Genomic DNA, 12,664 nt, shown 5'->3' with positions numbered 1-12,664 from the left:
AATTTACTTTTTTGATAAATATCAACGAATAAGATTAACAAGCAGAATATTCAGTAAGAATTAACAGAATGCCCGGATATATATTTTAAGGGCAGATAGATGTTTATTTAATATTCATGAGGTCATTATATTTAATCTGTGAGATTATTCTGTTCGGTGCTCCATCATGCTTGCGGTAAAACCGTTTGCTGCTGTCTGCCTGTTGTTGTATCGCTTTGTCGTGCTTGCAAAATCAGTTCCACCGGGAATTTGTGTTTGCAGGTGCTCGGTTTATTTGTTGATTCAGGGAGCCGGGAAATCCATTCAATGGGAATAGCTTTCTGAAAGCCGGAGAGTGAAGCAGGCTCAGCCCAGGTCTGCGTATCATCCAGCCAGGTTGAAAGCATAAAAAAGCCCCATCAGAAAATTGATGAGGCTATTGTTGTCTACCCGCCGGATCGTTCAAACGATCCTTTTTCTTAACCGATCAGTGTTACGCCGGAGCGAGGTTTTATCAGCATTTTACGGTTGGTTGCCGCAAAGCACACTGTGTTATGTCAACAACAAAAGTATACGCGTTCTGCGGAGAACACGCAATTTCGGCACGAATTTTGACGCATTTGAGTATGGATCAGAAGTTCGTTACCGTCCACAAATAACTGTTCATTTATACAGTATTTATCTATAATGTCTCAGTACGCAATGTGTTAGGTGGGGCCGCATCGTAAACCGGCGCAACAAAGTCCTGGCTGAAACGGGTGGTGCCGTCAGCGCCTTAACCCCCCCGGTGAGCACACTGTGTTATGTCAACGAAGGTGCTGACAACAGGCGGCGGAAAGGTACGTCAGCACCGTGCTCCTTTGTTTAAAGGAGACGCGTATGAGCCTCGTGGATATCGCTATTCTTATCCTGAAACTCATCGTTGCAGCCATGCAACTGCTTGATGCTGTTCTGAAATACCTGAAGTAATTCAGATTCAAGTCGCACCAAAGGGGAGCGGGCAACCGCTCCCCTTTTACATGTGGCGGGTGCTTGCATCGTGATGATATGTTACGTTTTTATGACATTCACTCACGACGCCCAAACCATGACCCTCTCCGTTTTCTGCATTTTGTTGTTCGCCGCACTGCTGCACGCCAGCTGGAACGCCATTGTGAAAGCAGGAAACGATAAGCTCTATGCGGCGATCGGCGTCAGCGGTTCCGCTTCAATTATGGCGCTCTTGTGTCTGCCTTTCGCGCCCCAACCTTCCCCTGCCAGCATCCCGTTTTTGGCGGCTTCAACCGCTTTACAGGTGATCTACACCGTGCTGGTCGCCAGAACATACACCGTCTCAGATATGAGTCAAACCTATCCGCTGATGCGCGGTACTGCGCCGCTGCTGGTGGCGATTATCAGCGTACTGTTTCTCGGTGACAGCCTGTCAGTACTTGCGTGGGCTGGTATCGCGGTTATCTGCACAGCGATTCTCTGCATGGCCTTTAATGGGCGCTCGCGGTCGCAGCAGGGCATTATTCTGGCGCTGATTAACGCCTGCTTTATCGCCGGATACACTCTGGTTGATGGCACCGGCGTCAGACTCTCTGAAACCGCGCTGGGGTATACGCTCTGGACCTTCTTTTTGAACGGTTCCTGTCTGCTGGGATGGGCGCTGATGGCCCGTCGCCGCGAGGCGTTGCGCTATCTGACGCAGCACTGGAAGAAAGGCATTTTTGGCGGCATCTCTACCATGGGCTCTTACGGCCTGGCGTTATGGGCGATGACGCTTGCCCCGCTGGCCGTCGTCGCCGCGTTGCGCGAAACCTCAATCCTGTTCGGTGCGCTGATCGCCTGGTTGCTGCTGAAAGAGCGCGTGGCGGGATTGCGTCTCGTTGCTGCCGGGGGAATTGCCGCCGGAGCAATCCTGTTGCGCCTGTCGTAAAATACATACTCGGCAACATTTGTTGCCGCTTTTTGTTTACATATCCTGCCGTCGCCGCCTTTTTCATTCCCGATGACCATCTGGTCTTCTTTTTTTAGTGTGGTAGATTTCACTCGCATTTATGGGAATGCGTAGCACCTTATTCTTATTTTTTCTCTTTTTGAAAAGTATTCAGCGAAATGAAAAGGCAGAGAAACGTCAATTTGTTGTTGATGTTGGTATTACTTGTGGCTGTGGGTCAGATGGCGCAAACCATTTATATCCCTGCCATTGCCGATATGGCACGGGATCTGAATGTCCGCGAAGGAGCCGTACAAAGCGTCATGGCAGCCTATCTGCTGACCTATGGCGTGTCGCAACTGTTTTATGGCCCGCTTTCCGACCGCGTTGGACGCCGCCCGGTGATCCTCGTCGGGATGTCGATTTTTATGCTGGCCACACTGGTCGCCATTACCACCGACAGCCTGACAGTCCTGATCGCCGCCAGCGCGTTGCAGGGAATGGGAACCGGTGTGGGTGGGGTTATGGCGCGAACGCTGCCGCGCGATCTGTATGAAGGCACGCAGCTACGACACGCCAACAGTCTGCTCAACATGGGGATTCTGGTCAGTCCGTTGCTGGCCCCGCTGATTGGCGGTCTGCTGGATACGGTATGGAACTGGCGTGCCTGTTACGTTTTCCTGCTTGTGCTCTGCGCAGGTGTAACCTTCAGTATGGCGCGCTGGATGCCTGAAACGCGTCCCGTTGGCGCACCACGCACCCGACTAATCACCAGCTATAAAACCCTGTTTGGTAACGGCGCATTTAACTGCTATCTGTTGATGCTGATTGGTGGACTGGCAGGCATTGCCGTGTTCGAAGCCTGTTCCGGCGTGCTGATGGGCGCGGTGTTAGGGCTAAACAGCATGGTGGTTAGTATTCTCTTTATCCTGCCGATCCCGGCGGCCTTTTTCGGCGCCTGGTTTGCCGGTCGCCCAAATAAACGCTTCTCCACGCTGATGTGGCAGTCGGTAGTGAGTTGCCTGTTGGCAGGGCTGATGATGTGGATCCCCGGCTGGTTTGGCGTGATGAACGTCTGGACCCTGCTGATCCCTGCCGCGCTGTTCTTCTTCGGCGCCGGGATGCTGTTCCCGCTGGCGACCAGCGGGGCGATGGAGCCGTTCCCGTTCCTCGCCGGAACGGCGGGCGCGCTGGTGGGCGGTCTGCAAAACATCGGTTCCGGCGTGCTGGCCTGGCTTTCCGCTATGTTGCCGCAAACCGGACAGGGCAGCCTCGGCCTGTTGATGACGCTTATGGGTCTGCTGATTTTACTGTGCTGGCTGCCGCTGGCGGCGCGTTTTTCACACCAGGGACAGGCGATTTAACCGCCGCGTGGCCGGGTTTTTCACAGTCCGGCGTAATCATCGTGATAAGCAGCGGCTCCAGCGCGGGCCGCCACGCCCCCTCTTCTCCATCATAAAACAGCGTATCGGCGTTGATCGCGTAGGGAATTTTCGCTTTTTTTAGCTCGCAGGCCATGAATGTGGCGAATGCAAGCTGTGAGGTGGAAGGGGGATTCTTGCTGGTTTCGCCGGTCGCCCAGCCGCCCACCCAACTGACATGACCGGTTTTTTGTTGCCAGTGTACGGCGCTGGCAATACGCGTGCGGATGGCTGTTTTTTCTGCCGCCGTACCCGATGTCCAGGGATACTTCCCGTTATTTTTCACCGGCCCCCACGGGAAAATATGCCACTCTGCCAGCACGTAACTCTGACTCTGCGGCGGCAGTTTGAGGTTCGCCAGATCTTCCGGCACGGCGCGCAGACGCGGCGCGACAAAAATCATGCGTTGCGGATCGATAGCATGGACAGTGCGAATGGTTTTGTCATACACCCGGTTCAGCGAGGCCAGATCGTGATTCAGTTTACCGGCGGGTTCGTAGATCAGATCAAACCCCAGCAGTGGCGCGCTTCGGGAAAAATAGTGCGCGACCGCCACCCACCAGTTGGTCACCTCTTTTTCGTTACTCGCGCTGGGGTCATTTTTATACTCGTCCGCCTGATACGCGATAATCGGTATAACGCCGTACTGCTCGCAGGCCTCCACCAGTTTGCGCAGATGGATGAGTCGCGCCTCGGTGGGCTCGCCCGCCACCCGGATGCGCACATGGCTTATCCCTTTCTCGTGGAAATCCCGCACCACCAGCGGATCAAACTCCCGAATGCCTTGCTCAGTGCGTGCCCAGTCGACGTCCATTCCCACGCCAAGCTGTTGCGCATAACGTTCTGCCGTCAGCGGCGTCTGTGTCGCGCACAATGTGAAACTGGCAAAAGCCAGCAGAGCGATAAGCGGTTTTAGCACGATAACCCTCAGCAACGTTACAGGCGTGATATCACGTATTTAGCACGCTTTTTTGTTTACCGAGAAGCAGTTTCGCTTCCAGAAAACGACGTCGCCTGTTCATGCAGCCAGCCGATAAATGCCTCAATTTTCGGCCACTGTCTGCCGGGCAACGTGGTCATGTAGTAATGCTGGTGGCAGGTTAATGCCATTTCGCCAAAGGGCGCGACCAGTTCGCCGCTTTCCAGACGCTTTTGTACCAGCCGTTTACGGCCCATTGCGACGCCGATGTGGTTCATGGCGGCAATCACTGCCAGGTCGGAGCGATCGAAACCAATTCCCGATGATGTCGGCAAGTTCACCCCAAAGTGCTGCGCCCAGCTATGCCACTCATCAGTACCTGAATCATTGCTCCAGGCCTGGCGATCGTGCAGCAGCGTGCAGTGCGGCAGGTTCACCAGCGAGTCCATTAAATCAAAACGCCGCGCATAATCCGGGCTACAAACGGGGAGAATCGCTTCGTCCATTAAGAAGTGGTGTTCCAGTTGCGCCGACGGCGCATCGTCAAAATAGAGCGCCAGATCGATACCCGCACGTTGCAGGTTTACGTTGTCATTGCCGGTTAATATGGTGAGCGAAATCGACGGGTAGCGACGGGTAAAATCCCCCAGCGCAGGCACCAGCCAGCACTGCGCGATAGAGGGGCGAGAATAGACGGTTAGCGTCCCGGAGAGTTCCTGATTCTTGATGTCGAGAATCTCCTGATTCAACGTATCCAGCGACGATTTCAACGCCCAGAACACCCGTTTACCTTCATGGGTCAGCTCCACTTTACGGTGCGAGCGAACAAAAAGCTGGATCCCTAACTCTTCTTCCAGTTGGTTGATGCGATGGCTGACGGCGCTGGGGCTCAGTGAAAGCTCCTCAGCCGCCATAGCAAAAGACTGATGCCGGGCAGCCACCTCAAACGTATAAAGTTTAGATAATTGCCAGCCGTTCAGAAGATGATTTCTGACTTCGCGAAGGGGTTCCATAATCACCTCAATAACGTCAACGTCGGTCCGTCGAAGTGTAAAAAAAATCGCAGAAAAAATCCGCAGTAAGATGAATGAGAGTGAACCATATCGCAAAATACAGTGATTATTCGAAGCAAATCACCCCCTTGATTCAATCTGGTTCATGTGAAAGGGGATTTATATCGTTTGTCAGCCCACGCCGAATTTTTGTCCAATAGGGGCAGGTAAATCACAGGGCAAGGTGAGATATGCACTCTCAAATCTGGGTTGTGAGCACGCTGCTAATCAGCATCGTGTTAATCGTTCTGACCATCGTGAAATTCAAATTCCACCCATTCCTGGCGCTGCTGCTCGCCAGTTTCTTCGTGGGAGCCATGATGGGCATGGGGCCGCTGGATATGGTCAATGCCATTGAGAGCGGAATTGGCGGAACGCTGGGCTTCCTCGCCGCCGTCATCGGTCTTGGTACTATTCTCGGCAAAATGATGGAGGTCTCCGGCGCGGCGGAACGCATCGGTTTGACGCTCCAGCGCTGTCGTTGGCTCTCCGCCGACGTCATTATGGTGCTGGTTGGGCTGATTTGCGGGATCACGCTGTTCGTTGAAGTGGGCGTGGTGTTGCTGATCCCACTGGCGTTTTCCATCGCCAAAAAGACCAATACGTCGTTGTTGAAACTGGCGATCCCGCTGTGTACCGCGCTGATGGCCGTACACTGCGTCGTGCCGCCGCATCCGGCAGCGCTGTTTGTTGCCAATAAGCTGGGGGCGGATATTGGCTCGGTGATCGTCTATGGCCTGCTGGTAGGTCTGATGGCATCGCTGATTGGCGGCCCGCTGTTTCTTAAATTCCTCGGTAACCGTCTGCCGTTTAAACCGGTTCCCGTTGAGTTTGCCGACCTCAAAGTGCGCGAGGAAAGCACGCTGCCATCACTGGGTGCCACGCTGTTTACCGTCCTGCTGCCGATCGGTTTGATGCTGGTAAAAACCGTGGCTGAACTGAACATGACCAAAGGCGGCACGCTGTATACGTTCCTGGAGTTTATCGGCAACCCCATTACAGCGATGTTTATCGCTGTCTTCGTGGCCTATTACATTCTCGGCCTGCGCCAGCATATCGGCATGAGCGCACTGCTCACCCATACCGAAAATGGCTTTGGCTCCATTGCTAACATTCTGCTGATTATCGGTGCTGGCGGGGCGTTCAACGCCATCCTCAAGAGCAGCGGGCTGGCAGATACGCTGGCGGTGATCCTCTCCAATATGGACATGCACCCCATTCTGCTGGCGTGGCTGGTGGCGCTGATTCTGCACGCGGCGGTCGGTTCCGCCACGGTCGCGATGATGGGGGCGACGGCGATAGTTGCACCTATGCTGCCGCTCTATCCCACCGTCAGTCCGGAGATAATCGCCATTGCTATCGGTTCCGGCGCCATTGGCTGCACCATCGTCACCGACTCACTCTTCTGGCTGGTTAAGCAATACTGCGGGGCCACCCTGAATGAGACGTTCAAATACTATACAACCGCGACATTTATCGCCTCGGTCATTGCACTGGCTTGCACATTCCTGCTTTCCTTTATCATCTAAGCGCAGAGAGACGTACTATGGAAAACATGCAAAAACTCATCGCTCAATATCCTTTGGTAGAGGATCTGGTGGCACTGAAAGAAACAACCTGGTTTAACCCGGGGACCACCTCTCTGGCGGAAGGTTTACCCTATGTGGGTCTCACTGAAGACGATGTGAAGGACGCCCACGCCCGCCTCGCGCGTTTCGCGCCGTATCTGGCTAAAGCCTTCCCGGAAACCGCCGCAACCGGGGGAATTATTGAATCTGAAATTGTCGCCATTCCGGCGATGCAAAAACGGCTGGAAAAACAGTTCGGACAGACAATCTGCGGTGAAATGCTGCTGAAAAAAGACAGCCATCTGCCGATTTCGGGTTCGATCAAAGCACGCGGCGGCATTTATGAAGTGCTGGCGCACGCCGAAAAACTGGCTCTGGAAGCCGGAAAGCTTCGTATTGAAGATGACTACAGCATCCTGCTGGATCCGCAATTTAAGTCGTTCTTTAGCCAGTACAGCATCGCGGTAGGTTCAACCGGTAACCTGGGGCTGTCTATCGGCATCATGAGTGCCTGTATTGGCTTTAATGTCACTGTACATATGTCCGCCGATGCCCGGGAATGGAAAAAAGCCAAACTGCGCAGCCACGGTGTGACGGTGGTGGAATACGAAGAAGATTACGGCGTGGCGGTTGAACAAGGCCGTAAAGCGGCGGAGTCCGATCCCAACTGTTTCTTTATCGATGATGAAAACTCGCGCACCCTGTTTTTAGGTTATGCCGTTGCCGGACAGCGTCTGAAAACGCAATTTGAGCAACAAGGTCGCGTGGTGGATGCCAGTCATCCGCTGTTTGTGTATCTGCCATGCGGCGTGGGCGGCGGACCGGGTGGGGTAGCGTTTGGCCTGAAACTGGCGTTTGGCGATAACGTGCACTGCTTCTTCGCTGAACCGACGCATTCCCCCTGCATGTTACTGGGCGTCTATACCGGACTGCATGATGGTATTTCCGTCCAGGACATCGGTATCGATAACCTGACCGCAGCAGACGGATTAGCTGTCGGTCGCGCCTCGGGTTTTGTGGGCAGAGCGATGGAACGCCTGCTGGATGGACTGTACACCCTTGACGATCAGACGATGTACGACATGCTGGGCTGGCTGGCGCAGGAGGAGAACATTCGTCTGGAGCCGTCAGCGCTGGCGGGAATGGCCGGACCTCAGCGCGTCTGCGCATCCACTGACTATCAGGAAATGCAGGGCCTCAGCGCAGGCCCGTTGCACAACGCGACACACGTTGTCTGGGCGACGGGCGGCGGAATGGTCCCGGAAGCGGAAATGGCGCAGTACCTGGCAAAAGGGCGTTAACCCTCTTCAGCGCAGCATTGCCATCAGCTCTGCCGGTGAGCGATGCTGCCTGATGAGATCGCGCATGACACGCATATAGGGCGCGGAATGGTTGATGAATGCGTGGTAGCCCGCACAGAGCTCACTTTTCCCACTGTCGTCCCGATGTTTTGGACAATCGCCACGACAAAAGCGAAAGACTGAACAGTTCCGACACGCCTCGCCGGGTGTCGGTTTTTCCGCAGAATGCGAATGCCCACACCACAGATCCAGCATGACATCAAAAAGCCGGATAGAGACACGTCCAATATCTTCACGCACCCAGATATCAAATATGGCGGTAAGAAAGGTTCCCCATGCCTGCGGCTCGACCGACTCTGCCGTCAACATGCCGCACGCATCCCACTCGACAAGTGGAATAAACTGGAGTGACGCGCCGCTCTGGCGAAGTTGCTGATATACCTGTTCGGGTTGTTGACTGTTCTGGCGATCCACCAGTACGGAACCGGAAGAGGTATCATTGTAAAAGCAGTAACAGCAATCCAGGGCGCAATGAGAAAGCGCTGTCCTTGCCATAACCTGACATCCTGTCATGTGAAATTCCCGATAAATACGATGAGTTGGCGAATATGCGTTACAGCAAACAGTATTGCGAGAGATAACACCGCGAGGGAGATCATAAATTTGTCACGAACCGCACGGGATTGAGAAAAATCTGGGTGCGTAACATCCATCAGATTGCGATTGCGGGTATAACGCCAGAGGATCAGCGCCACAATAGCCAGCACCACCAGCGAGACCCAGAACAGATATCCCGCCTGATGCCAGCTGTGTTTCACCGCCAGCGCCATGAGTGCGATATAACCCAACAGCGTGCGAAACCAGGCCAGCGAGGTGCGCTCAGGTTGCAGGCCGGGATCGGCCATGCGACGAGCCTTACGGCTATCCGGCATACAGCACCAGTAGCATGACAACGGCCGCCACCGCCATCAACAGCAGACTGATAATCAACAGGCTACGGGTGTAAGGTAAATCATCCTTCAGACGCATCGCCTTTTCATTACGCAGCCAACGCAGATAACCGTAAATCGCCAGACCGCCGGCGAACAGGCACAACAGCAGCGCCAGCAGTTCACGAATGACCGGGGTGGCGAAATCGGGGGCCAGTTGGTCAAGGCCCACGCCCGCGGCCAGAAACCCCAGGGCGGTGCGGATCCAGGCTAAAAATGTGCGCTCATTGGCCAGAGAGAAGCGGTAATCCGGCGCTTCGCCGAGGCGAGAAAGTTTCATGAATATTCCTTGTCGGGCTGTAAGCTGGCTCCAGAATAGCCTAAATCGACAGGAACGAGGAGACCGGCATCGGCTGATGCCGGTCCGAAGGTTTAGTGTAATTCCGGCCAGTAATCTTTATTGGCTACAATCAAATCATCGAGAATGGCTTTCGCTACGGACGCGCTCGGTACCGTTTTCGATAAGGTGATCGCCTGCCAGAGCTTCTGATACGAACGCTGTTCCCAGGCATCCACCACCAGTTTTTCAACCGCCACCTGCTGGCTCATCAGTCCTTTCTGGAAGTGCGGAATATCGCCTACGGTTAGCGGTTCCGGGCCGTTATGTCCCACCAGACATGGAATTTCCACCATGGCTGTTTCATCAAAGTTATGAATTGCCCCGTTGTTTGGCACAATCAACAGCATGCGTTCCTGGGTATTGAAGGCGATCGCCGCCGCCAGATCGACGATGTAGGAAGCATGTTCATCAATTTCCAGTTCCCCCGCAGAAGAATGACCCGCATTGATAATCGCCCGGCATGAACTGAAAACATGCTTCTCACGGTGATCCATCACTTCGTTGGCGCGGGTGCGTTCCGGGTTAGAGTGCGCCACCACATAGTCCGGGAAGAGATAATATTTCAGGTACGTGTTCGGCATGGTTTCCGGATCGAGCGCCTGCACATCTTTGGCCTTGGCAAAGGTGTCATTCCAGCTTGCTTCAGTATGAGCATCGTCAGAAGGCGGCACATAGCCATTTTTCGCCACATATTCACGGAGTTTCGGCATCAGATCGTTTCCGTTCAAATCTTCAATCGACGTCCACCAGCCAAAATGGTTCAGGCCATAGTAACGAACACGCATTTGTTTACGATCTTTGAGGCCAACAATCTGCGCCATGCGCCCTTCAATCCCGATCGGCATATCGCAGATATTGAGAATTTTGGCATTCGGCCGTAAACGACGGGTCGCTTCCGCCACAATCGCCGCCGGGTTGGAGTAGTTCAGCATCCAGGCATTAGGCGAGTATTTTTCCATATAATCCACCAGTTCCAGCACGCCGCCGATGGAACGCATGCCATAGGCTATCCCGCCGGGACCGCAGGTTTCCTGGCCCAGAACACCGTGGCGTAACGGGATTTTTTCGTCTTTTTCGCGCATCGGGTATTTTCCTACGCGAATGTGCGCCATCACGAAATCTACATCGGTAAAGGCGGTTTCGGGATCGGTGGTGTAACTAAATTCAATTTCCGGCGCCTGCTCCTGAAGAATGATTTTGCACGCCTCGGCAATCACCTCCTGGCGCGCCCCGTCGTTGTCATAAAATTTCAGCGAACGCAGGGGAAACCGGTCCTGATTAGCCAGTAACATCAGTACGATGCCAGGCGTAAAAGTACTCCCGCCGCCTGCGATTACCACCGAGAATTTTTTCATGATACTGCCTCCGTCATGGGGATCTGTTCGTTTGATAAAGAAGATTTCATTAGCGTTTCGAGCTGCTCGCGAACCTGAGGAACATGCAGGCCGACAATCACCTGGATACCGTTGCCGCTACGCACAACGCCGTGTGCGCCGAGCGCTTTGAAGACGTCATCACTTTGGGTTTTTGCCATGTCAACCAGGGCGATACGTAACCGGGTGGCACAGTTGTTAATACTTTCGATATTGGCAGCGCCGCCGAGCGCCTGGAGCAAACCGGCAGCCAGGCCTGCCTGGGTATCTGGAGTGGCTGCGGCGCTGGTTTTACCGCGCGCGGCCTGGTAATCCGCTTTGCTGTAGAGTTTGATTTCACTCTCTTCACGGCCTGGCGTATTGAGGTTGAAACGCAGGATCAGGGCGCGAAAGATGACGAAGTAGAGGCCCGTAAAACAGACGCCAACGGCAATCTGGATAAACATCATGGACGCATGGTTGTGGAACATCGGTATCCAGTTTTGCGGCAGGAACTGATCCAACAGACCACCGCCAAAATTGCCTACCACGCCGCATATATACATCACTGTCGCCATTGAAGCTGCCAGCACCGCGTGCACGGCAAAAAGCAACGGCGAGATAAACAGGAAGGTGAATTCCAGCGGTTCGGTAATCCCTACCAGCATGGCTGTTAACGTTGCCGGAATCAGCAAACCAGCCACTTTTACACGGTTTTCCGGGGCGGAAGTATAGTAGAGCGCCAGCGCAATGCCGACGGAGCCAAAGACTTTCGAGTTGCCATGAAGCGCAAAACCGCCTTCAGGGAACAGGACTTTCAGGGGTTCAGTACTCTGGCTGAATTCCTGCAAGTGCTGCGCCCAGTAAACCTGAATGCCACCTTCCACCACCGCCGGGCCAAAAATGAACGGACCATAGACAAAGTGGTGTAAACCGGTTGGGATCAGGATACGTTCGAGGAAAATATACACCCATACGCCCAGGGCGCCGGCAGAGCGCAAAAATGCCTGTAACGATTCGATACCCATTTGTACTTTTGGCCACCCCAGCAGAGTGAGCCAGGCACAGGGAATCATCACCAGGAAGGCAATGATGACCACAAACGACGATCCCTGGAAAATGCCGAGAAAAACCGGCAGCGGTTTATCGAAATAACGGTTATGCAGCGCAGTGACAATGCCTGAAATGACAATCGCGCCGATAATGCTGGTATCCAGCGTTTTAATCCCGGCTATCATGGTCAAACCGCTACCCGCGGTCGGGTCAACGCTGAAATCGACACCAAAGAAATGACCCCAGGTCATCCCCATCGCATTGATAAAGTAATTCCATGTCAGAAAGCTGACCAGCACAGCGAGGCAGGCGCGACCCTGAGCCTGTTTCGCCAGACCAATGGGCAAACCCACCGCGAAAATCAGCGGCATATTGCGGAACACCGCCCAACCGCCTTCTTCAATAATGGTCACAATTTGCGCGAACAAACTGTTGGGATCGGTAAGCGCTTCACCCACAAAAAGCGGGTTACGGAGCATGATTGCGATACCCACCACAATACCGGCAAAGGGAAAAAGCAGTACCGGGGTGAACATCGCGCCACCAAAGCGTTGTATTTGACTGAGCATCTTCACATCCTCATATAACAACCAGTAGGGAATGGCCTTTTTTGTAGTGATTGCTGGCCTGATACGAGAATAGGAAGTTGCGATCATCGGAACATGACATGTCGCTGCGATTCGTGATCGCTTTCATGGTTTTAATTTCACCAATGAGGTCTACTTTTTTAATAAAATTTAGACATCTATGGTTTTTTATGGCGGTGTTT

At 53.8% G+C, this 12,664-nt stretch carries 12 protein-coding genes and 1 pseudogene; 5 read left to right on the top strand and 8 right to left on the bottom strand.

Features of this window, described 5'->3' with window-relative positions:
- Positions 1-227: 227 nt before the first annotated feature.
- A pseudogene (locus tag WB371_RS20690) lies at positions 228-386 on the bottom strand (IS4 family transposase); the annotation flags it as partial.
- Positions 387-858: 472 nt separating this feature from the next.
- Here WB371_RS20690 and tisB point away from each other — a divergent pair.
- The 3 genes from tisB to emrD all read left to right on the top strand — a co-directional run bounded on the left by tisB (position 859) and on the right by emrD (position 3,264).
- On the top strand, positions 859-948 hold the full coding sequence (gene tisB, locus WB371_RS20685; RefSeq protein ID WP_042323479.1) for a type I toxin-antitoxin system toxin TisB: 90 nt from the start codon (positions 859-861) through the stop codon (positions 946-948).
- 118 nt (positions 949-1,066) lie between these two features.
- Positions 1,067-1,900, top strand: coding sequence for a DMT family transporter (locus WB371_RS20680; protein ID WP_336221911.1), 834 nt, complete (start codon positions 1,067-1,069; stop codon positions 1,898-1,900).
- A 179-nt stretch (positions 1,901-2,079) separates the two neighbouring features.
- The gene (emrD, locus tag WB371_RS20675; protein WP_336221910.1) at positions 2,080-3,264 is read left to right on the top strand and encodes a multidrug efflux MFS transporter EmrD; all 1,185 of its coding nucleotides are present in this window, start codon (positions 2,080-2,082) and stop codon (positions 3,262-3,264) included.
- Here emrD and WB371_RS20670 read toward each other — a convergent pair.
- Both WB371_RS20670 and dsdC read right to left on the bottom strand, forming a co-directional pair.
- Entirely contained in the window at positions 3,191-4,240 is a 1,050-nt protein-coding gene (locus tag WB371_RS20670) for a cellulase family glycosylhydrolase (RefSeq protein ID WP_336221909.1), read from the bottom strand. The two genes, emrD and WB371_RS20670, sit on opposite strands and share 74 nt — an antisense overlap.
- 56 nt (positions 4,241-4,296) lie before the next feature.
- Positions 4,297-5,253, bottom strand: a complete 957-nt coding sequence (gene dsdC, locus WB371_RS20665) for a DNA-binding transcriptional regulator DsdC (RefSeq protein ID WP_336221908.1) — start codon at positions 5,251-5,253, stop codon at positions 4,297-4,299.
- A 230-nt stretch (positions 5,254-5,483) separates the two neighbouring features.
- Here dsdC and dsdX point away from each other — a divergent pair, with 230 nt between their 5' ends.
- The gene (dsdX, locus tag WB371_RS20660; RefSeq protein WP_336221907.1) at positions 5,484-6,821 is read left to right on the top strand and encodes a D-serine transporter DsdX; all 1,338 of its coding nucleotides are present in this window, start codon (positions 5,484-5,486) and stop codon (positions 6,819-6,821) included.
- A gap of 17 nt (positions 6,822-6,838) precedes the next feature.
- Complete coding sequence (gene dsdA / locus WB371_RS20655) at positions 6,839-8,161, top strand: D-serine ammonia-lyase (protein WP_336221906.1); 1,323 nt, start codon at positions 6,839-6,841, stop codon at positions 8,159-8,161.
- A gap of 6 nt (positions 8,162-8,167) precedes the next feature.
- Here dsdA and WB371_RS20650 read toward each other — a convergent pair whose 3' ends face one another.
- The 5 genes from WB371_RS20650 to WB371_RS20630 all read right to left on the bottom strand — a co-directional run bounded on the left by WB371_RS20650 (position 8,168) and on the right by WB371_RS20630 (position 12,464).
- Entirely contained in the window at positions 8,168-8,716 is a 549-nt protein-coding gene (locus WB371_RS20650; RefSeq protein ID WP_336221905.1) for a radical SAM protein, read from the bottom strand.
- Positions 8,717-8,730: 14 nt separating this feature from the next.
- Positions 8,731-9,093 carry a DUF202 domain-containing protein gene (locus WB371_RS20645; RefSeq protein ID WP_336221904.1) on the bottom strand — a complete coding sequence of 121 codons (363 nt, stop codon included), beginning with the start codon at positions 9,091-9,093 and terminating at the stop codon, positions 8,731-8,733.
- On the bottom strand, positions 9,083-9,430 hold the full coding sequence (locus WB371_RS20640; protein ID WP_336221903.1) for a YidH family protein: 348 nt from the start codon (positions 9,428-9,430) through the stop codon (positions 9,083-9,085). The genes WB371_RS20645 and WB371_RS20640 overlap by 11 nt, the downstream gene beginning before the upstream one ends.
- 92 nt (positions 9,431-9,522) lie before the next feature.
- Positions 9,523-10,845: a 6-phospho-alpha-glucosidase gene (locus WB371_RS20635; RefSeq protein WP_336221902.1), complete on the bottom strand. Its 1,323-nt coding sequence runs from the start codon at positions 10,843-10,845 to the stop codon at positions 9,523-9,525.
- On the bottom strand, positions 10,842-12,464 hold the full coding sequence (locus tag WB371_RS20630; RefSeq protein WP_336221901.1) for an alpha-glucoside-specific PTS transporter subunit IIBC: 1,623 nt from the start codon (positions 12,462-12,464) through the stop codon (positions 10,842-10,844). Before WB371_RS20630 ends, WB371_RS20635 begins: the two co-directional genes overlap by 4 nt.
- Between the last annotated feature and the right edge of the window lie 200 nt (positions 12,465-12,664).

Source organism: Citrobacter amalonaticus (genome assembly GCF_037053465.1).
GTDB classification, from domain to species: domain Bacteria; phylum Pseudomonadota; class Gammaproteobacteria; order Enterobacterales; family Enterobacteriaceae; genus Citrobacter_A; species Citrobacter_A amalonaticus_H.
The sequence above is the reverse complement of the archived record's forward strand: the minus strand, read 5'-3'. Positions and strand labels throughout refer to the sequence as shown.